Annotated in this window: 18 protein-coding genes and 1 pseudogene; 9 read left to right on the top strand and 10 right to left on the bottom strand. The window is 58.9% G+C overall.

Annotated features, from left to right (window positions below):
• Nucleotides 1-7: 7 nt before the first annotated feature.
• Both ABLU78_RS10495 and ABLU78_RS10490 read right to left on the bottom strand, forming a co-directional pair.
• Complete coding sequence (locus ABLU78_RS10495; protein WP_015367760.1) at nucleotides 8-1,006, bottom strand: ABC transporter permease; 999 nt, start codon at nucleotides 1,004-1,006, stop codon at nucleotides 8-10.
• Nucleotides 1,003-2,505 carry a sugar ABC transporter ATP-binding protein gene (locus tag ABLU78_RS10490; RefSeq protein ID WP_048228520.1) on the bottom strand — a complete coding sequence of 501 codons (1,503 nt, stop codon included), beginning with the start codon at nucleotides 2,503-2,505 and terminating at the stop codon, nucleotides 1,003-1,005. The genes ABLU78_RS10495 and ABLU78_RS10490 overlap by 4 nt, the downstream gene beginning before the upstream one ends.
• A 160-nt stretch (nucleotides 2,506-2,665) precedes the next feature.
• Between ABLU78_RS10490 and ABLU78_RS10485 the strand changes: the two are divergent.
• The 4 genes and pseudogenes from ABLU78_RS10485 to ABLU78_RS10470 all read left to right on the top strand — a co-directional run.
• A pseudogene (locus ABLU78_RS10485) lies at nucleotides 2,666-2,754 on the top strand (hypothetical protein); the annotation flags it as partial.
• A 57-nt stretch (nucleotides 2,755-2,811) separates the two neighbouring features.
• On the top strand, nucleotides 2,812-3,555 hold the full coding sequence (locus tag ABLU78_RS10480; protein WP_045388641.1) for a 3-oxoacyl-ACP reductase family protein: 744 nt from the start codon (nucleotides 2,812-2,814) through the stop codon (nucleotides 3,553-3,555).
• A gap of 183 nt (nucleotides 3,556-3,738) precedes the next feature.
• Nucleotides 3,739-4,041, top strand: coding sequence for a type II toxin-antitoxin system RelE/ParE family toxin (locus tag ABLU78_RS10475; RefSeq protein WP_045388639.1), 303 nt, complete (start codon nucleotides 3,739-3,741; stop codon nucleotides 4,039-4,041).
• Nucleotides 4,016-4,420, top strand: coding sequence for a helix-turn-helix domain-containing protein (locus tag ABLU78_RS10470; protein ID WP_015704715.1), 405 nt, complete (start codon nucleotides 4,016-4,018; stop codon nucleotides 4,418-4,420). Before ABLU78_RS10475 ends, ABLU78_RS10470 begins: the two co-directional genes overlap by 26 nt.
• Here ABLU78_RS10470 and ABLU78_RS10465 read toward each other — a convergent pair.
• From ABLU78_RS10465 to entC, 7 genes are all read right to left on the bottom strand, one after another.
• Nucleotides 4,417-4,614: a YbdD/YjiX family protein gene (locus ABLU78_RS10465; RefSeq protein WP_002893903.1), complete on the bottom strand. Its 198-nt coding sequence runs from the start codon at nucleotides 4,612-4,614 to the stop codon at nucleotides 4,417-4,419. The genes ABLU78_RS10470 and ABLU78_RS10465 overlap by 4 nt on opposite strands.
• A 79-nt stretch (nucleotides 4,615-4,693) precedes the next feature.
• Entirely contained in the window at nucleotides 4,694-6,799 is a 2,106-nt protein-coding gene (gene cstA, locus ABLU78_RS10460; RefSeq protein WP_348820522.1) for a pyruvate/proton symporter CstA, read from the bottom strand.
• Between the two features lie 268 nt (nucleotides 6,800-7,067).
• Complete coding sequence (entH, locus tag ABLU78_RS10455; RefSeq protein WP_015704714.1) at nucleotides 7,068-7,481, bottom strand: proofreading thioesterase EntH; 414 nt, start codon at nucleotides 7,479-7,481, stop codon at nucleotides 7,068-7,070.
• The gene (entA, locus tag ABLU78_RS10450) at nucleotides 7,482-8,237 is read right to left on the bottom strand and encodes a 2,3-dihydro-2,3-dihydroxybenzoate dehydrogenase EntA (RefSeq protein ID WP_045388634.1); all 756 of its coding nucleotides are present in this window, start codon (nucleotides 8,235-8,237) and stop codon (nucleotides 7,482-7,484) included.
• Complete coding sequence (gene entB, locus ABLU78_RS10445; protein WP_015367768.1) at nucleotides 8,237-9,088, bottom strand: enterobactin biosynthesis bifunctional isochorismatase/aryl carrier protein EntB; 852 nt, start codon at nucleotides 9,086-9,088, stop codon at nucleotides 8,237-8,239. The genes entA and entB overlap by 1 nt, the downstream gene beginning before the upstream one ends.
• A gap of 13 nt (nucleotides 9,089-9,101) precedes the next feature.
• Nucleotides 9,102-10,709: a (2,3-dihydroxybenzoyl)adenylate synthase EntE gene (entE, locus tag ABLU78_RS10440; RefSeq protein WP_323806250.1), complete on the bottom strand. Its 1,608-nt coding sequence runs from the start codon at nucleotides 10,707-10,709 to the stop codon at nucleotides 9,102-9,104.
• Between the two features lie 9 nt (nucleotides 10,710-10,718).
• Entirely contained in the window at nucleotides 10,719-11,894 is a 1,176-nt protein-coding gene (gene entC, locus ABLU78_RS10435) for an isochorismate synthase EntC (protein WP_042893318.1), read from the bottom strand.
• A 187-nt stretch (nucleotides 11,895-12,081) separates the two neighbouring features.
• Between entC and fepB the strand changes: the two genes are divergently transcribed.
• Together fepB and ABLU78_RS10425 are read left to right on the top strand one after the other, a co-directional pair.
• The gene (fepB, locus tag ABLU78_RS10430; RefSeq protein WP_046884126.1) at nucleotides 12,082-13,041 is read left to right on the top strand and encodes a Fe2+-enterobactin ABC transporter substrate-binding protein; all 960 of its coding nucleotides are present in this window, start codon (nucleotides 12,082-12,084) and stop codon (nucleotides 13,039-13,041) included.
• Between the two features lie 228 nt (nucleotides 13,042-13,269).
• Nucleotides 13,270-15,402, top strand: a complete 2,133-nt coding sequence (locus tag ABLU78_RS10425; RefSeq protein WP_048228517.1) for a glycosyl hydrolase family 18 protein — start codon at nucleotides 13,270-13,272, stop codon at nucleotides 15,400-15,402.
• A 58-nt stretch (nucleotides 15,403-15,460) separates the two neighbouring features.
• Here ABLU78_RS10425 and entS read toward each other — a convergent pair whose 3' ends face one another.
• Nucleotides 15,461-16,702: an enterobactin transporter EntS gene (gene entS, locus ABLU78_RS10420; protein ID WP_015367773.1), complete on the bottom strand. Its 1,242-nt coding sequence runs from the start codon at nucleotides 16,700-16,702 to the stop codon at nucleotides 15,461-15,463.
• A gap of 112 nt (nucleotides 16,703-16,814) precedes the next feature.
• Between entS and fepD the strand changes: the two genes are divergently transcribed.
• From fepD to fepC, 3 genes are read left to right on the top strand one after another with little or no spacing between them, the layout of a single operon-like run.
• The gene (fepD, locus tag ABLU78_RS10415) at nucleotides 16,815-17,822 is read left to right on the top strand and encodes a Fe(3+)-siderophore ABC transporter permease (RefSeq protein ID WP_015704708.1); all 1,008 of its coding nucleotides are present in this window, start codon (nucleotides 16,815-16,817) and stop codon (nucleotides 17,820-17,822) included.
• Nucleotides 17,822-18,811, top strand: coding sequence for an iron-enterobactin ABC transporter permease (fepG, locus tag ABLU78_RS10410; protein WP_080958616.1), 990 nt, complete (start codon nucleotides 17,822-17,824; stop codon nucleotides 18,809-18,811). Before fepD ends, fepG begins: the two co-directional genes overlap by 1 nt.
• A complete protein-coding gene (gene fepC, locus ABLU78_RS10405; protein ID WP_015367776.1) occupies nucleotides 18,808-19,602 on the top strand; it encodes an iron-enterobactin ABC transporter ATP-binding protein in 795 nt (264 codons plus the stop codon). The genes fepG and fepC overlap by 4 nt, the downstream gene beginning before the upstream one ends.
• Nucleotides 19,603-19,644: the final 42 nt, after the last annotated feature.

Here is a 19,644-nt window from a genome sequence, read left to right as displayed (position 1 = left end):
TATAGTGTTAGGTACGGCGCTGAAAATAGGTCAGTGCCAGCGCGCCAGCCAGCACCAGCCCTTTAATAATGTCCATCGCGTAATAGGGCACCGACAGCATCACCAGGCCATTGGAAAGCACGCCAAGGATAACCGCTCCCACCAGCGTTCCCAGCGCATTCGGCTTGCCGGAGCCCGCCAGCGAAAAGCCGATCCACGCCGCCGCGACCGCGTCCATCAGGTAACCGCCGCCGGCGTTCACCTGGGAAGAACCAATCCTTGATGCCAGCAGAATGCCGCCCAGCCCGGCCAGCAGCGAGGCAATCACGTAGGCCGCCACTTTATAGCGCGTGATCCGCAGGCCGGAGAGTCTCGCCGCCTCCGGGTTGCCGCCGATGGCGTACATCCGCCGCCCGTGGGTGGTGAACGACAGCGCCAGCTGCGCGATTAGCGTTACCACCAGCATGATAATGACGATAGTCGGTACCTGCCCCAGCGCGCCAAACGCCGCCGGAATCGTGCCTTCAGCCATATCGCCGCTCGGCAACACCATATTTTCGGTGATCGAGCCGCCGTAGCTGTAGGTCATCGCCACCCCCTGAATCACAAACAGGCTGGCAAGCGTGGCGAGCATGTCAGGAATGCGCAGCACCACGATCAGAAACGCGTTGAATAACCCCACCAGCGTACAGAGCGCGAGGGTAATCAGAATGGCTTCAGTGGTGTTCAGGCCGTGCCAGACAAACAACGAAATCACTAACGCATTCGCCAGCGACGCCGTCGACCCCACCGACAGATCGAAACCGCCGATAGTGAGCGAAATCGACACCCCAATGGCAATCACCGTCACGATAGCGATGGAGCGCAGAATGTTGATGATGTTAAAGGGATCAAGAAAGTTATCTGAGGCTAAACCAAAGACGCCAACCAGCAGCACCACGGTCAGCAACATGCCCCATTTATAGAGAAAATCGAAAAACCGCTGACGGCCCGATACCGTCGCGTTGACTGCCAGGGCCTTGCTCACGCTGCCGCTCCTCCGGTGGAGTAATAAAGAATCGTCTCTTCCCGCGCTTCGGTGCCGGGAATTTCCGCCACAATGCGCCCATCCCATAACACGCAGATGCGATCGCACAGGCCCACCAGCTCGGAAAATTCGCCGGAGACGTAAATCACGCCCCGCCCCTCCCGCGCCAGGCCATCAATTAACTGAAACAGATCGGTTTTCGCTTTCACGTCCACCCCTTTCGTCGGCTCGTCGAAAATCAGCACGTTTGCGCTGCCGCGCAGCCATTTACCGATGGCTACTTTTTGCTGATTACCGCCGGAAAGCCGACGTAGCGTCTGCCCCGGCCCGGTGGCGCGCACGCCGATACGGGCAATAACCTCCTGCGCCCACCGCCACGCTTGCCGATGGCCGAACAGGCTCCAGCGCGAAAAGCTGTTATCGGCGCTGACCGCCAGATTCATGGCGATCGCCTCATCGATGAATATCCCCTCTTTACGCCGCTCTTCCGGCACCAGCGCCAGCCCCTGGAGGACGGAATCGGCCGGATCGCGCGGCCGCCACGGCCGGCCATTCAGTTCGCCGTGGCGCAGGCGGCTTTCGCTGGCGCCGAATAAGGCTTTGCAGAGTTCAGTTTTCCCCGCGCCCGCCAAGCCGGCGATACCGAGAATTTCCCCCTTATGCAGGCGTAGCGAGATATCCTGCAACAGCGCTTCGTCATGCAAACCGTCAACCTTCAACAGCACCTCTTCGCCATGCGGCGGACGCGCAGGCGGGAAAATATCGCTCAACTCGTGGCCGAGCATTTTTTCGACGATCTGTTCGCCGCTGAGTTCGGCCATCGGCCCGCTTTCGATTAAACGGCCATCGCGCAGCACCGTCAGGGTGTCGCAAATCGCTTTCAGTTCATGAATACGATGCGAAATAAAAACCACGCCGATCCCCTGCTGCTGCAGACGACGAACCACCGCAAATAAGCGTGCGCTTTCGTGCTGATCCAACGGCGCGGTGGGTTCATCAAGAATCAAAAAACGGCAGTGGTGCGACAGTGCGCGAGCCAGCAGAATTTGCTGCTTTTCGGCAAGGGTACAGCTATCGATTGAACGTCGAACGTCCAGCGCAATATCAAGCTGCGCCAGCGCTTCGCGCGCCTGCTGACGCACCCGCGACCAGCGAAAAACCGCACCCGGTTCAGCCAGCCTGTCCAGCATGATGTTTTCCGCAATGCTCAGCCCCGGAACCAGCGCAACATCCACCTCCTGCTGTACCAGATGGATCCCCAGTTGCTTTGCATCGCGCGGCGAACGAATGCTAACCGGCTGGTTATTGATCACCACTTCACCTTCGTAATCGGCATGCGTCCCGCATAACACCGCCATCAGCGTCGATTTGCCTGCGCCGTTGGCGCCGGTCAGCGCATGCACCGTTCCGCCCTTAAGGGTAAACGCCACCTTGCTCAGCGCCTGAAAGCCGGAAAAGGCCAGGCTAATGTTATGCATCTCAAGGCGATTCACGCTCATCACCCTCCCCAGGCAATTAATATTCTGATTTAACGAATTTTTCACAGCCGCCGATGCCTGACAACTGCGTAAAAAGCATAAGCTAAAACCAAATAATATTAGCCATCTGGATGTCCAGAGATAACATCAGGTTAGCCCAACACCTATAAGGAGCGCTTCCCGCCCTGGCAGCGCTTTAGCCTGCCGGCGACGTTAACCCCTGACGCTTTGCGCGCGACGTTTGAGAAGGTGGAATACTTCAGCCGTTAATCACCCAGACCATCTATACCTAATGATGATTCTCACCACTCTCGTAACGAGGTCATCATGCAGATCGATTTAACAGGTAAGAAGGTGCTGGTTACCGGCGCCAGCCGTGGGTTGGGTCGCGCTATTGCGCTGTCGCTGGCGCGCGCCGGCGCCGATGTGGTTATTACGTATGAAAAATCGGCCGATAAAGCCCAGGCAGTCGCCGATGAAATTAAGACGCTGGGTCGGTACAGCGAAGCGGTGCAGGCAGACAGCGCCAGCGCGCAGGCCATTCAGGATGCCGTCACCCATGCAGCCCGGGCCCTCGGCGGGCTGGACATTCTGGTCAACAACGCTGGCATCGCCCGCGGCGGTCCACTGGAATCCATGACGCTGGCGGACATTGACGACCTTATCAACGTCAATATTCGTGGGGTGGTCATCGCTATCCAGGAAGCGCTGGTGCATATGTCCGATGGCGGACGGATCATCAACATCGGCAGCTGTTTGGCCAACCGCGTAGCCATGCCGGGCATCGCGGTTTACGCCATGACCAAGTCCGCCCTCAACTCCCTGACCCGTGGCCTGGCGCGTGATTTAGGCCCTCGCGGGATCACCGTTAACCTTGTCCATCCAGGGCCGACCAACAGCGATATGAACCCGGAGGATGGGGAACAGGCGGAAGCCCAGCGCCAGATGATTGCGGTCGGTCACTACGGCCAGCCGCAAGACATCGCCGCGGCGGTCACCTTCCTGGCCAGCCCGGCCGCCGGGCAGATCTCCGGTACGGGGCTCGACGTGGATGGCGGCCTGAACGCCTGATCGCATATTTTCTGCAAGCCTCTGTCGCCCGGCAGAGGCCTTCCCGCGCCGCCTCGACGGGTTACGCTTTGCCTCTTACCTGCGTTTTTTCTCCGCTCTACTGTACTCCATAAGAAATTCGGAATTTATCTAATAGTCTTATTATTTCCTTATGTTTTGTGTGGGCGTACAGTGGAGGTACGGATGAAGATTGTCTGGTCAAAAACGGCAAATAAGCAATTTTCTAAAATCGATAATCGGTATAAGAACCGCATTAAATCCAGGCTGGAGAAGATGAATGATAAAGCTTCACCTATCTCGGATATCAAAAAATTGTCCTTTCCCGAAAACCACTACAGGCTGCGATTAGGTGATTACAGAGCCATCTACACCTTTGGGGATCCGCCGGACGATACCTGCTACGTAGTGGCGGTTAAACGCCGAACCACCACCACCTACCTTCATGAGGAACATACCGAATATGACTATTCAGTACATCAAGGATGAAGAAGGAAAAGACCAGTATGTCGTCATTCCTTACAGTGATTACTTTCGTATGCGCCTGGCTCTGCTGGAGTACGACGACGAGGATGAAAACAATTGGGAAGATATTTCTTATGAATCAGATATCTATGATAACGTAATGCTGCCAGGGGATGTCTGCGACGTGATGCATAAAGAAAACGTCAGCCTGCAGGCCGCGTGGCGTATCCTGCGCGGACTCTCACAGCGGGAGGTCGCGGCTAAACTCGGCATCAGCCAGTCCGCGGTGTCACAGCTGGAAGCGCTGGACTCCCGTCCGCAGAAGCGGACCCGCGAAAAACTGGCGGCGATTTACGGCTGTACCCAGGAGCAAATCAGCCTCTACTTACCGAAAGAAGGCTAGCAGCACTTCGCCCCGCCCTTACCGCCATAGCGCGCGTCCTGGCGTTCGCGAAAGAACTCTTCATAGGTCATCGGCGTCTGATCCGGGTGGGTTATTCGCATATGCTCGACGTAGTTATCGTAATCCGGCACGCCGATCATCATCTTCGCCGCCTGGCCTAAATATTTTCCTGCTTTTGAAAGGGTGTCGAACATAATGAGTTTCTCGCTTATTTCCCTCACCCCAGCCCTCTCCCACAGGGAGAGGGAGGAGAAAAAAGGTAGGCCAAACAGGTTAATGCGCGCGTTTTGCCTGCGCCGTTAAGCCCTGCGCATCCGCGGGCATCGCTTCATACGGCGTCTCTTTCGCCGTCGGTTTATCCTCTTTCAGCGCCGCCAGCGCGGTTTTAATCGAGAACAGCGCCAGAACCACCACCACAATCATAAAGAAGATAGTCAGCCCGGCATCAAGACGGTTATTAAACACCAGCTGCGCCAGCTGCGATTCCGTATACTGCGGCGGAATGGCGCCGCTGTCGATCATCGCCTGGAATTTATTGGCGATGGCCAGGAAACCGACTTTGGTATCCGGGCTAAACGACTTCTGCCAGCCGGCGGTCAACGTACAAATCAGCAGCCAGCTTGTCGGCAGCAGCGCCACCCATGCATAGCGCTGGCGTTTCATCTTGAACAGTACCACCGCGCACAGCATCAGCGCCATCCCTGCCAGCATCTGGTTGGCGATACCGAACAGCGGCCACAGGGTATTAATACCGCCCAGTGGATCGACCACCCCCTGATGCAGGAAGTAGCCCCACGCCAGGACGCACAGCGCGGTCGCCAGCAGGTTAGCCGGCAGCGAGCTGGTTTTTTTCAACCCGGGGCTAATCACGCCCAGCAGATCCTGCAGCATGAATCGCGCCGCGCGGGTGCCGGCATCAACCGCCGTCAGGATAAACAGCGCCTCAAACAAAATGGCGAAGTGGTACCAGAAAGAGACATCCATTAGTCCGCCCAGCGAGCCGTGCAGAATGTAAGCCATCCCCACCGCCAGCGTCGGCGCGCCGCCGGCGCGTGAAATAATCGACTGCTCGCCGACCTCTCTGGCAATCTGGCGCAGCGTATCCGGGGTTATGCTAAAGCCCCAGCCGCTCACTACCTGCGCCGCCGAGGCCACGACATCGGTGGTTCCTGCCGGCGCCAGCACCGCCATCGGGCTGTTCATCGCGAAGTAGACGCCCGGATCGATAATACAGGCCGCCACCAGCGCCATAATGGCGACGAAGGATTCCATCAACATGCCGCCGTAGCCGATAAAGCAGGCCTGCCCTTCGTTGGCCAACATTTTCGGCGTGGTGCCGGAGGAGATCAGCGCGTGGAAGCCGGAAACCGCGCCGCAGGCGATGGTGATAAACAGGAACGGGAACAGGTTGCCGGTCCATACCGGGCCGGTGCCGTCAACGAACTTTGTCAGTGCCGGCATGGTCAGCGTCGGGCGCATAATCAGGATGCCAATCGCCAGCCCAACGATGGTGCCGATTTTCAGGAACGTGGAGAGATAGTCGCGCGGCGCCAGCAGCAGCCAGACCGGCAGTACCGCAGCAACAAAGCCGTAACCCACCAGAATCCAGGTCAGCTGTACGCCGGTGTAATCAAACCACGGCGCCCAGGTCGGGCTTTCCGCCACCCAGCCGCCGGAAATGATCGCGAACACCAGCATCACCAGGCCTATCACCGACACCTCGCCGATGCGCCCCGGGCGCAGATAGCGAATATAGATGCCCATAAAAATCGCCAGCGGGATGGTAAAGGCAACGGTGTATGTCCCCCACGGACTGTGGGTCAATGCTTTCACCACGATCATCGCCAGTACCGCGAGGATGATCACCATGATCATAAAACAGGCCACCAGCGCCAGTACGCCAGCGGTTGGCCCCATCTCCTCTTTAACCAGTTCGCCAAGCGAACGGCCATCGCGACGGGTCGAAACAAACAGCACCATAAAGTCCTGCACGGCGCCGGCCAGCACCACGCCGGCGAGGATCCAGATCATCCCCGGCAGGTAGCCCATCTGCGCGGCAAGCACCGGGCCAACCAGCGGCCCTGCGCCGGCAATCGCCGCAAAATGGTGACCGAACAGCACTTTTTTGTCAGTCGGAACATAATCGAGGCCGTCGTTATGTCGTACCGCCGGCGTCATCCGCGTTGGGTCAACGCCGAGGACGGTTTTGGCGATATACAGGCCGTAGAAACGATATGCGATCAGATAAACGCAGACCGCCGCGACGACAATCCACAGCGCATTTATCTGCTCACCCCGGTTTAAGGCGATATAGCCGAGGGCAAAGGCTCCAATCACGGAGAGCAGTGTCCAGATAAGGTATTTCCCTGAATTATTCATTGTTGTGGTCCACCGGTAGGGTAATCAGGATGTTACAGTTTGTTTCTAGAACACAACGCAGAGTTTAACAACTTCGAAACAGCGCAGATGCCATGCCGCGGCGGAGATTTGTCTCACATTGCTAGCGAGATCACTTAAGACAGGAAAATAAATGAAAGGATTACCGTGAACGGTGCCGTTTTTTTGTCGGGTGGCGGCTAACGCCTTACCCGACCTACAGATCCGTAGCCCGGCTTAGCGCAGCGCAAGCCGGGGAAATAGCAGCGTCTTAGCCAAGCACCGCGGTTCCCAGACGACAGGTGCAGCAGCGCCGCCCTTTTTCGTCATACACCACAATTTCCCAGCTCTGACTCTGGCGGCCAAGATGCAGCGGTCGGCATTCGCCGCGCACTTTACCGCTGGAGACCGGACGATGGTGGGTAGCGTTAAGCTCGGTGCCCACCACACATTGCCCTTCTTCGGTCATCAGCCAACCGGCCATCGAGCCCAGCGTCTCCGCCAGCGCCGCGGAAGCGCCGCCGTGCAACAGGCCAAACGGCTGATGCGTGCGCGCATCCACCGGCATCTCCGCCTCCAGCAGCGCCTCCTCCAGCCGGGTGTAGACAATACCCAGATGCGCCACCATGGTGTTTTCGCTGCTGGCGTTCAGCGCCGCAAGCGTGAGCTCTCGTTTCCAGGCCATCTACGCCCCCAGCGTCGAGCCGCCATCGACCACAATATCCTGCAGCGTAATATGGCTGGCGTGAGAAGAGGCGAGGAACAAAATGGCATTGGCGATCTCCTGCGGTCGGGCGATTTTGCCCAGCGGGATGCCAAGCTTAAACTGCTCGCCAAATCCGCGGATCCGCTGCTGTTCAGCATCTTCATTGACCCACAGGGTACGTTGCATATCGGTGTCGGTGGAGCCCGGCGATACCAGGTTGCAGCGCACGCCGCTGCCTGCCAGCTCAAGCCCGACAGTCAACGCCAGGCTTTTCAGCGCCGCTTTCGAGGCGCCATAGGCGCTCATGCCGATACGCGGCGTATGCGCGGCATCGGAGGCGACGGTGACGATCGCCCCGCCCCGCTGACGGCGGAACTGCGCCATCGTCTGCTGAAACAGATTAAACGCGCCGCCGACGTTCACCGCGAAAGTCTGCTGCCAGTCCTCCGCGCTCAATTGATCGGTCGCCCCCATGCGCAGGATCCCGGCGGCATTCACCAGCACGTCCAGTCGTTCGATATCGTTGAGCAGACGCGCGCAAACGTCGCGTACCTGGTCGGCATCGGCGACGTCGAGCATTTCGGTGGCAAACGGATAACCTTCGCCGTCAAAGGCAAGGTCGAAACCGGTGACGTTGGCCCCGGCCTCGACGAAAGCCAACGCGGTGGCATAGCCAATGCCTTTACCTGCGCCAGTCACCCACACGGTCTGGCCGTGAAAATCCAGCGCCGCCATTATTTCACCTCGCGGGAGAGCAGCGCCCACCAGGCGTCGATGGTCGGGTTTTTCGCCAGCATCACGAAGTCGATATCGCCGTGTACTTTGCGCCAGCGGGCGGCCAGCGCCATCATACGCACCGAATCCAGACCGTAGTCGATCAGGTTTTCATCATCCAGCGGTTCGTCGGATTCGTCGAGCAGCGGCAGTATTAGTGCGCGCAGCGCCGCTTTGGAGGCCGGCAGCGGCAACAATTCTTCGGTCATCACCACGCGTCCAGAACGGCCGGCGACGTATTTCAGCGCCATCAAATGCTCTTCGCGGCTGAAATCTGCCAGCGCGTCGGCGACAAAGAACGGTTTGATATCGCGCATAAAAGCGTCGGTGGCGGTGGTCATGCAGCCGATATGGGCGTAAACGCCGGTGATGATCAGCTGGTCGCGGCCGGTCTCTTTCAGCATCTCTTCAAGCGGTGAGCGATGAAACGCGCTGTAGCGCCATTTCACCAGCACCGTATCCTGTTCATCCGGCGCCAGCGCGGCAATCACCTGCTGCTGTTCCGGCGAGCGAGTCAACCCCGGCCCCCACATATCATTCAGCAGGGCGCGGTCTTCATCGCTCTGCTCTTTCGGCTGGGCGGTGTAGTACACCGGAATGCCGTTTTGTTTGCAGAAGTCGCGCAGGGCGGCGATATTGGCCACCACTTTTTCCATCATCGCGCTGTTTTCGCCCCAGAAGTTGAGGAAATACTCCTGCATATCGTGGATCAGCAGCGCGGCGCGCGACGGCTCAAAGGCCCAGTTAACTTTGTTGGCCGGAATATCGCTGGCTTCCGGCAGCGCGTAAGCCTGTAATTTAGGGATTGCCATTCTCTGTTCTCCTTCAGCCCAGCTTGCCTTCGGCCAGCCACTGACGTAATTGTTTTTTATCGACTTTGCCCACCGGCGTCAGCGGCAGCGCGGCAACGCACTCCACGCGATCCGGCAATTTAAATTCCGCCACGCCCTGCTCGCGCAGGAAACGGCGCACCGCGACGGCGCGCAGCGGCGATGTCACCACCAGATAAGCACAGCTCTTCTCGCCCAGCAGATTGTCTTCAATGCTAACCAGCGCGGCGTGGATCACCGCCTCATGGCGCAGCAGCAGGTTTTCTATCTCTTCAGCGGCGATCTTCTCGCCGCCGCGGTTGATCTGATCTTTTTCCCGGCCCTGGACGGTGATATAGCCATCTTCATCGATCGAAATCAGATCGCCGGAGCAGTAAAATCCATCGGCATCAAAGGCTTCAGCGTTATGTTGCGGACTGTTGTAATAGCCGCGGAAGGTATAAGGGCCGCGGGTCATCAGACGGCCCACTTCGCCGCGCGGCAGCGGGTTACCGTCGGCATCCGCCACCCACACTTCGTCGTCAGGACACATCGGGCAACCCTGGGTGTTGATAATTCGCTGCGGGCTATCGTTGAGGCGGGTGTAGTTAACCAGCCCTTCCGCCATGCCGAACACCTGCTGCAGCTGGCAGCCGATTTCCGCCGGGATACGCACGGCGAGCGTCGCGGACAGGCGCGCTCCGCCAACCTGCAGCAGCTGCAGCGATTGCAGTTGCGCGTTGCTGCCCCATTCATGAATAGCCTGCAGCCACAGGCTGACCGCCGGCGGCACCAGCGACGCGACGTTAATCTGATGTTTTTCGATCAGCGGGAAACACAACGTGGCGCTCGGGTCAGCGGCGAGGATCACCCGGCCGCCGGCGAGAAAGACGCCCAGCGATCCCGGCGAGCTCATCGCATAGTTGTGCGCCGCCGGCAGCGCGTTGAGATAGCGCGTGTCGGCGTTAATACCGCAGATCTCGTTGCTGCGGCGGATACTGTAGTCGTAATCGTTATGGGTTCGCGGAATAAGCTTCGGCGTCCCGGTGCTGCCGCCGGAGAGCTGGAAAAAAGCCACTTCGTCAGCCGGCGTCGGATTGGCGACAAAGTTATCCGCCGTGCGGTTAATTTCCGTTGCCAGGTCGCGCTCGCCGCCATCGTTACGCAGCAGCGCGACACGCAGCGAAGGATGCTCAGCGATAAAACCATTAAGGAAACTATCGTCAGCAAACAGCGCGTGCTCGCGATCGGCAATCAGCAGCACCGGTTTAATCTGCGCGGCATAGGCGTTAAGTTCGCTGCGCTGATGGCTAAACAAAGCGTTAACCGGTGCGACGCCGATGCGCAGCAGCGCAAAGAAAGTAATGTAGAACTCGGCGACGTTGCCAAGCTGCACCAGCGCGGTTTCTCCGCGCTTGAGTCCCTGATGCTGCAGGGAGGATGCGAGGTTATCCACCAGTTGGTTAAACTGGCGGTAGCTAATCTGCCGCTCGCCGTCGATAATCGCCACGGCGTCATTGTCCGCATGACGAGTAATCAGATTGGTTAACGGCAGATCCTGCCAGTAGCCTTTTTGACGATAGCGGGCCGCAAACTCTTCCGGCCAACGGGTAAATGCAATCATCCTTGCCTCTTAATTCAAGCCAAATACGTTGAGCATGGTGGTGAGTTTGACGCCGGTTTCACGCCATTCGCCCAGCGGCGAAGAGGCCGGGACGATACCCGCGCCGGCAAACAGGCGTAGCGAGCGTTGATGTAAGCGCGCGCAGCGGATGGTCACCACCCATTCGCCGTTGCCTTCGTCATCGCACCAGCCGACAATGCCGCCAAACAGTTGGCGATCGAAGGGTTCGAGCTCGGCAATCAGCCGCTTCGCCACCTGGTGCGGGAAGCCGCTCAGCGCCGGGGTCGGGTGCAGTAGGCAGGCCAGCGACATGGCGTTTTCTTCCGCCAGCGCCGTACCTTCGATCGGCGTCGCCAGATGCCAGAGCGTCGGGGTGGTAATCAGCTGCGGCGACTCCGGTAGCGACAGATGACTGCTGCGCGGGCCAAGCACGCTCTTCATCGCCTGCGTCACCAGCTCGTGCTCATGGCGATCTTTGCCCGACGCCAGTAGCTTGTTACCCGCTTCCCGGTCCAGCACATCGTCAGGCTGGCGGCGGGCGGAGCCGGCCAGCGGCAGCGAACTGAAGTGCAGCCCTTCTTTACGCAGCAGCAGTTCCGGGCTGGCGCCCAGCAGCACATCACCATTGGACAGTGGAACATGGAAATTAAAGCTCGCCGGGTTCTGGGCGATCAGCCGCTCCAGCAGCGCGCCGCTATCGACCCGGTCGCGGGTCGTAATATCAATCAGCCTTGAGAGCACCACTTTGTCGACTTCCGGAGTCGCCGTCAGCGCGGCGGCGCGTTCCACCATCGCCAAAAACTCGTCCTGTTCCGGGATCTCCTGACGATCGACAACATCCATAGCTTTGAGCGGCGCCGCGTAACGCGCGGACTGCTGTTTGTCGGTACGGGAGAAGGTTTCCCAACGTTCGGGAATATAGAGCTCGGAAGGCTGATTGGTGTCGAACGGAATCGCCCCGACCATGACCGGCTTGCGGATCCCCGCCGCACGGGCTTCGGCAAAAGCGGCCGCCATTTTCTGCTGGAACTCGCCGTTCAGCGAATCACCGCCGACGGCAGGCTGGGAAAAACGGCTAAAACAGCCGGTGGTGCTGAAGCTGCGGTACGGCGACATAAAGAAGAAGCTTTGCGGCGACAGGGTCTGCGTTTTTTCCTGTACATCCTCAGCCAGTGACGTTTCCATATCATCCTCCAAAAACGATAAAGATATTAAGAATAATTATCATTTATATTTTTGTTGGCTAACCTAAAAGGTATTGCTCTCCTTGTCAACCGCACAAACAGCAGGTTATGCGACTTACACTTGCATCCGGACAATACAATGTTGAAAATGAGACGTATTTACTACAACTTACTCAGGATGCGAATTCGTGAATTTTGCCACTTTTTGCCGTCGTACTTTACTCGCCAGCGGGCTGTGCCTTTTAGGAATTAACTCAGCGCTGGCGGCAGACTGGCCGCGTCAGATCGTCGATAGCCGCGGCACTCATACGCTGGAAAGCCAACCGCAGCGCATCGTCTCGACCAGCGTCACCCTCACCGGATCGTTGCTGGCTATTGATGCGCCGGTGGTCGCCAGCGGCGCGACCACGCCGAATAACCGCGTGGCTGATGCGCAGGGCTTTCTGCGCCAGTGGGGCGATGTCGCTAAAAAGCGCAACCTGGCGCGACTGTATATTGGCGAACCCAGCGCCGAAGCGGTGGCGGCGCAGATGCCGGACCTGATTCTGATAAGCGCCACCGGCGGCGATTCCGCGCTGGCGCTGTACGACCAGCTGTCGACTATCGCGCCGACCCTTATCATCAACTACGACGATAAAAGCTGGCAGACGCTTCTTACCCAATTAGGGCATATTACCGGTCACGAAAAGCAGGCGGACGCGCGCATTGCCGAATTCAATAAACAGCTCGTTTCGTTAAAAGAGAAACTAAAGTTGCCGCCGCAGCCGGTCACCGCGCTGGTTTATACCGCCGCGGCGCACAGCGCCAATATCTGGACGCCGGAATCAGCGCAGGGTCAGATGCTGGAACAGTTAGGCTTTAAGCTGGCGACGCTGCCGGGTAACCTGCACACCAGCCAGAGCCAGGGTAAGCGTCACGACATCGTACAGTTAGGCGGCGAGAATCTGGCGGCGGGTATCAACGGCGAAAGCCTGTTCCTGTTCGCCGGCGACCAGAAAGACGCCGAGGCCATTTACGCCAACCCGCTACTGGCGCACCTACCGTCGGTTGCCGCTAAACGCGTTTATCCGCTGGGGACCGAAACCTTCCGTCTGGACTACTACAGCGCCATGCTGGTGCTGCAGCGTTTATCGGCGCTCTTTGCCTGACTCTCTCCCCGGCGCCCTGCGCCGGGATCTCATTTCACATCATCACCCACATCATCATGTTGTTATAAAAGAATTTTTTATTTCTTTCCTCTCTTGGTACCTCATCGGCGCCTCACGCGAATCATCATCGTTTCAGGTGTTGTTTTGTGATTAGCCATCGTCGCCGCCTTCCCTGAATATCTGCCCCACACCACTTGAGGTGGACATTCAACTCAGAAGGAACTTACCGTGACCACTAGCAAATTGATCAAGGGCGATACCCTGACCGAAACCAGCAACGCCGCAGATGGTTTTAACCCGGCAACTGAAGTCAGCAACTACAGCTATACGTCAGACCGCGTCGCTAAACCGGTCTATAACAAATACAAAAGCGCGACCACCAAACCAAAGGTCTTTGGTTACTACACCGACTGGTCTCAGTACGATGGCCGCCTGCAGGGCAGCGATGCGAAAGATAACCGCGGACGCGGCTACGACCTGACCAACGTCTCCCCTACCGCTTACGATAAAATCATCGTTGGTTTCGTCGGCGTGACCGGCTTCCATAAAGTGGATGGCCTGTGGCGTGATGTGGTGGCCGAAGGGGCTGAACAGTGCGGCAAAGTCAAATATGAACCGACTTTCCTCGACCCGTGGGGCGACTTCCAGTCTTACGTTAACGTTGGCCACAGCGTCAGCGGCTGGGATGTCGATCCGAAAACCGTAACCCAGACAAACACCAAAGGCCTGCTCGGCGGTCTGCGCGACCTGCAGGCGAAAGCCAAACAGCAGGGCCACAACCTGGTGCTGTCCATGAGCATCGGCGGCTGGAGCATGAGTAACGGTTTCCATGAAACCGCGGCATCTGATTCCTCGCGTAAAACCTTCGCTAAAGGCGTGGTGAAGCTGTTCAAACAGTTCCCGATGTTCAGCGAAGTGGATATCGACTGGGAATACCCGAACGCCGAAGGCGCCGGCAACCCCTACGGCCCGGAAGATGGTGAAAACTATGCGTTACTTATTGCCGAACTGCGTAAGCAGCTGGATTCTGCCGGCCTGAGCAATGTCAAAATCTCTATCGCCAGCTCCGCCGTGGTGAAGACCTTTGATTATTCCAACGTCAAAGCGCTGATGAATGCCGGTCTGTACGGCATCAACGTCATGACCTATGACTTCTTCGGCACCCCGTGGGCGGAAAGCATCACCCACCACACCAATCTGAAAGCTATTGAGCAAGGCGGCTGGGCGATTAACACCATCGTTGAACATCTGCTGGCGGAAGGTTTCCCGGCTGAGCGCATCAACATCGGTTACGCCGGCTATACCCGTAACGGCCGCAACGCCGAGCTGGAATCGCTGTCTCCGCTGAAAGGCACCTATAACCCGGGTAACGGCACCACCGTCGGTACCTTTGAATCCGGTACCAACGAATGGTATGACGTCATTTATAACTACCTGGATCTGGAAAACCAGAAAGGGCGTAACGGCTTTAACGTTTATACCGACCAGGTGGCTGACGCTGATTTCCTCTACAATCCTGAATCCAAACTGTTTATGTCGCTGGATACCCCGCGCACCGTCAAAGCCAAAGGGGAATACGCTGCCAGCCTGGGGCTGGGCGGTCTGTTTACCTGGACTATCGACCATGATAACGGCGTGCTGGTTAACGCCGCCCGTGAAGGTCTGGGCTACGAAATCGCCTCTGAAGTTATCGATATGGACCCGTTCTATTTCGAAGGCATTAACGTTGTGCCTGCTGATGAACAAGAAGACGATAAGTCAGAAGATGAGCCAACTGAACCGACGGTAAACCATGCGCCGGAAGCGGCAATTGAAATGATGGTCGTAGGCGGCTCCCGCGTACGCCTGTCCGGGGAAAAATCGTCTGATGAAGATAGCGACGAGCTGAGCTACAGCTGGGGCGTGCCGGCAGCCATTGATGTTGCGGATAAAACCGCCGCGGTTATTGAGTTCGATGTACCGGAAGTCACCGCGGATACCGAGTTCACTTTCACGCTGTTCGTTCGCGATACCTGGGGCGAACCGTCAACCCAGCAGCGCTTTATCCTCTCCGTTGTCGTGGCTTCCGGGGACGGTCAGAGTGATGACAAGCCAGCCGATGAGCCGGCAGATGAACCTGCTGACGAAGAAAAAGAGACTGATGACACCACGCCTGCGCAGGATGATGACGTGGTACCATCTGACGACGCCACGCCTTACCCGCTGTGGGATGCCAAAACCGTTTATGGCGGCAACTGGGGTACCTTTGAAACCGTGAGTTGGAAAGGCCACAACTATCAGGTGAAATGGTGGTCTCAGGGCAACCAGCCTGACCTGTACTGCGGCCAGTTCGACGTCTGGAAAGATCTCGGCGCGTACTAAGGGTTATAAATGAAGCCAGGCCCCGGAGCAATCCGGGGCCTTTTTGCTGTTGTCGCGCTTAACTTTCGCAGGCCTGCTCCGGACGCTGAAAACGGCGTAGCTCGCGCAATAAGCCAATCAGTAATACGCCAACAATCACCAGCGCCCAGCCGCTGGCGCTGGCTGAAGCCACCGGGGTCATTACCGCCCCTAATCCACCCAACAGCGCCGCGCCAATAGCATCGCCGGTCACGTTCTGCGCGGTCCACAGGCCATTAATGCGCCCCAGCATATTTTCCGGCGTTTGCGTTTGGATCAACGTGTACTGTAGCAGCGAGCTTATCGCGCTCAGCCAACCAAACAGCGCCAGACAGAGCGCGCCCAGCGCCCAGAACGGCATCACGCTGAACAGCGCAATCGCCACAAACGACCCTACCGTCGTTATCAGCATCAGCGCCCCCGGCTTCGCGGTATGCGCCAGTTGTCCGCTGGTTAACGCCCCCAGCGCCGCGCCAAGCGGAATGGCGGCATACAACAGGCCAATCTGCGAATTTGACATCTGCCAGCCTTCCGCCAGCGCCGGATAAAGCACCCGCACCGCGCTGGCCATCGTCAACAGGCCGCCGAGCAGCGCAATGCCGCCAATAAGCGGGCTATTAAAGAGAAATTTCAGCCCCGCCAGCAACGATTTCAGCGGATGCTCGCGCGGCTGCGGCGGTGGCGGCAGCAGCGGCAGGCGTAGCAGCGTCAGGGTGGTAATGAACGTCCCCGCCGCCGCCAGGCCATAGTTCCAGGCCACGCCGCCGGTCGCCAGCAATAGCCCGCCGATCATCGGCGATATCACCGAACCGAGACGCACGGTCAGCATGGTGATCGCTCCGGCCTGCATCAGGTTTTCGCGGCCGACTAAAGCCGGCGTTGCCGCCAGAAGCGCGGTCACGCCCAAAGAGGCGAAGAAGCCATCCCAGATCCCCAGCAGGTAAATTGCCGCCAGCGAGGGTTCCGGTAGCATAGCGTTCAGGCACAGGCCGACGAAGCCCACGCCGCAGGTGCCACGCGCCAGCAGGATCAGGCGTTTGCGTTCATAACGGTCGGCCAGCACGCCGCCGACCATCAGCCCAATGAACATCGAACAGCCGGTCAGCATCACCGAGAGCCCCACCTGCCAGGTCGAATGGGTCATCATCTGGATTTGTACCGGGATCGCCACGCCTAGCAGGCCAAGAGACAGGATAGAAATAAAGCGAGCGATAAAGACGGCGCGGAACGCCGGATGGGTGCGCAGGAGGCTGACATCAAGCAGCCGGGAAGGTCGGTTCATGCAAGGGCCTTGTCGTTATTTTTCATACCATTTTTATGGTTTCTCATGGTAACATACCTGAATAAAATCGATAACGATAATTAATATCATTATCATATCAGGGATTTGAACTATGTCGTTTTCTACGACCACGGTGCGCGCCGTCGCCGTGCCTGGTCTCTTGTTACTTTTAGCTCTCGCGATTGCGCTCAGCCTGCTTATCGGCGCCAAACCTCTGCCGCCTTCGGTGATTGTCGATGCCTTCTCCGGCAGCTGTCAGAGCGCCGACTGCACTATCGTACTGGATGCCCGCCTGCCGCGTACGCTGGCCGGATTGCTGGCCGGCTGCGCGCTTGGCCTCGCCGGCGCGCTAATGCAAACCCTCACCCGTAACCCGTTGGCCGACCCGGGCCTGCTCGGCGTCAACTCCGGCGCCAGCTTCGCCATCGTGCTCGGTGCGGCGCTGTTGGGCATCACTTCGCCGCAGGAGCAGTTGCTGATGGCCTTTTGCGGCGCCTTCGCCGCGTCGCTACTGGTCGCGTTTACCGGCAGCCAGGGCGGCGGCCAGCTTAGCCCGGTGCGCCTGACCCTCGCGGGCGTAGCGCTGGCGGCGGTCCTGGAAGGCCTATCCAACGGCATCGCCCTGCTCAACCCGGACGTGTATGACCAACTGCGCTTCTGGCAAGCCGGCTCGCTGGATATTCGCACCCTGCAAACGCTGAAAATCGTCCTGCTACCGGTGCTGATTGCCGCCGTGGTAACCCTTTTTCTCAGCCGGGCGCTGAACAGCCTGAGTCTCGGCGCCGACACCGCCACCGCGCTCGGCAGCCGGGTCGCGCGCACCCAGTTAATCGGCCTGCTGGCGATAACCGTCCTGTGCGGCAGCGCGACGGCGCTGGTCGGCCCTATCGCCTTTATCGGCCTGATGATGCCGCATATGGCCCGCTGGCTGGTGGGGGCGGATCACCGCTGGTCATTGCCGGTTACGCTGCTCGCCACCCCCGCCCTGTTGCTGTTTGCCGACGTGCTTGGCCGCCTGTTGGTGCCTGGTGAACTGCGCGTTTCGGTGGTCAGCGCCTTTATCGGCGCGCCGGTGTTGATCTGGCTGGTTCGCCGCCAGCCGCGAGGAGGTGCGCTGTGATGGCTCCCTCCCGCCGCCTGATGTTCTGCTGCCTGCTGCTGATCGCCGCCAGTCTGCTGGTGTCCCTGCTCGGTCTGGGTAATGGCCTGGTGCCGCTCAGCCTTGAACAGGTGGTTTCTGCGCTGCTCGGTGACGCGCCGCGCAACGTCAGCATGGTGGTCACCGAATGGCGCTTGCCGCGCGTGCTGATGGCGCTGCTGATCGGCGCCGGGCTTGGCGTCAGCGGCGCCATTTTTCAGTCATTGATGCGTAACCCGCTGGGTAGCCCGGACGTGATGGGCTTCAACACCGGCGCCTGGAGCGGCGTGCTGGTGGCGATGGTGATGTTCGGCCAGAACCTGACCGCCATCGCGCTGGCGGCGATGCTTGGCGGCGTGCTGACCTCGCTGGTGGTGTGGCTGCTGGCGTGGCGCAACGGCATTGAAACCTTCCGCCTGATCATTATCGGCATCGGCGTGCGCGCCATGCTGGTGGCATTCAATACCTGGCTGCTGCTGCGCGCGTCGCTTGAGACCGCCCTTTCCGCCGGGTTGTGGAATGCCGGTTCGCTCAACGGCCTGACGTGGGGCAAAACCTGGCCATCGGCGCCGCTGATCCTGCTGATGTTAGCGTGCGGCGCGCTGCTGGCGCGGCGGATGCGGCTGCTGGAGATGGGCGACGATACCGCCTGCGCGCTGGGGGTTCGAGTCGAACGTTCACGCCTGCTGCTGATGCTGGTGGCGGTGCTGCTGACCGCTTCCGCCACCGCGCTGGCCGGGCCTATTTCTTTCGTCGCGCTGGTCGCCCCGCATATCGCCCGGCGGATAAGCGGCACCGCACGCTGGGGGTTAACCCAGTCGGCGCTGTGCGGCGCGCTGCTGCTGGCGCTGGCCGATTACTGCGCCCAGCGCCTGTTCATGCCTTATCAGTTACCGGTAGGGGTGGTCACCGTCAGTCTTGGCGGTATCTACCTCATCGCGTTATTAATTCAGGAGTCCCGCAAAAAATGACCGCTGTAACTTCCCGTTTGCGCGGCGACCAGTTGACCCTGGCCTACGGCAAAAAGACCATCGCCGAATCGCTGAACGTCACGATTCCTGACGGCCATTTCACGGCGATTATCGGCCCCAACGGCTGTGGTAAATCAACCCTGCTGCGCACCCTCAGCCGCCTGATGACCCCGTCCAGCGGCCACGTTTATCTCGATGGCGAGCAGATCCAACACTACGCCAGCAAAGAGGTGGCAAAGCGGATTGGCCTGCTGGCGCAGAATGCCACCACGCCCGGCGATATCACCGTACAGGAGCTGGTGGCGCGCGGGCGCTATCCGCACCAGCCGATGTTTACCCGTTGGCGTAAAGAGGACGAAGCAGCGGTAAATAACGCGATGCGGGCGACGGGTATTGTCGACCTCGCGCTGCAGAGCGTGGATACCCTCTCCGGCGGCCAGCGCCAGCGGGCGTGGATTGCGATGGTACTGGCGCAGGAGACGGCGATTATGCTGCTTGATGAGCCGACGACCTGGCTGGATATCAGCCATCAGATCGACCTACTGGAACTGTTAAGCGAGCTGAATCGCGAGAAGGGATATACGCTGGCGGCGGTACTGCACGATCTCAATCAGGCCTGTCGTTACGCCACCCATCTGATCGCCCTGCGCGACGGTAAGATCGTTGCCGAAGGCGCGCCGAAAGAGATCGTCACGGCGGATCTAATTGAGCGTATCTACGGTCTGCGCTGCACGATCATCGACGATCCGGTGGCGCATACGCCGCTGGTAGTGCCGCTGGGTCGCCGATAATCTTTTCTATACCATCTCAACCATCGCATTCCCGGCTTGCGC

Origin of the sequence: Klebsiella sp. JN_Kp122 (assembly GCF_040062085.1) — a bacterium.
Lineage (GTDB): Bacteria > Pseudomonadota > Gammaproteobacteria > Enterobacterales > Enterobacteriaceae > Klebsiella > Klebsiella aerogenes.
Note: the sequence above shows the minus strand (reverse complement) of the source record. Positions and strands in the feature narration are given on the sequence as shown.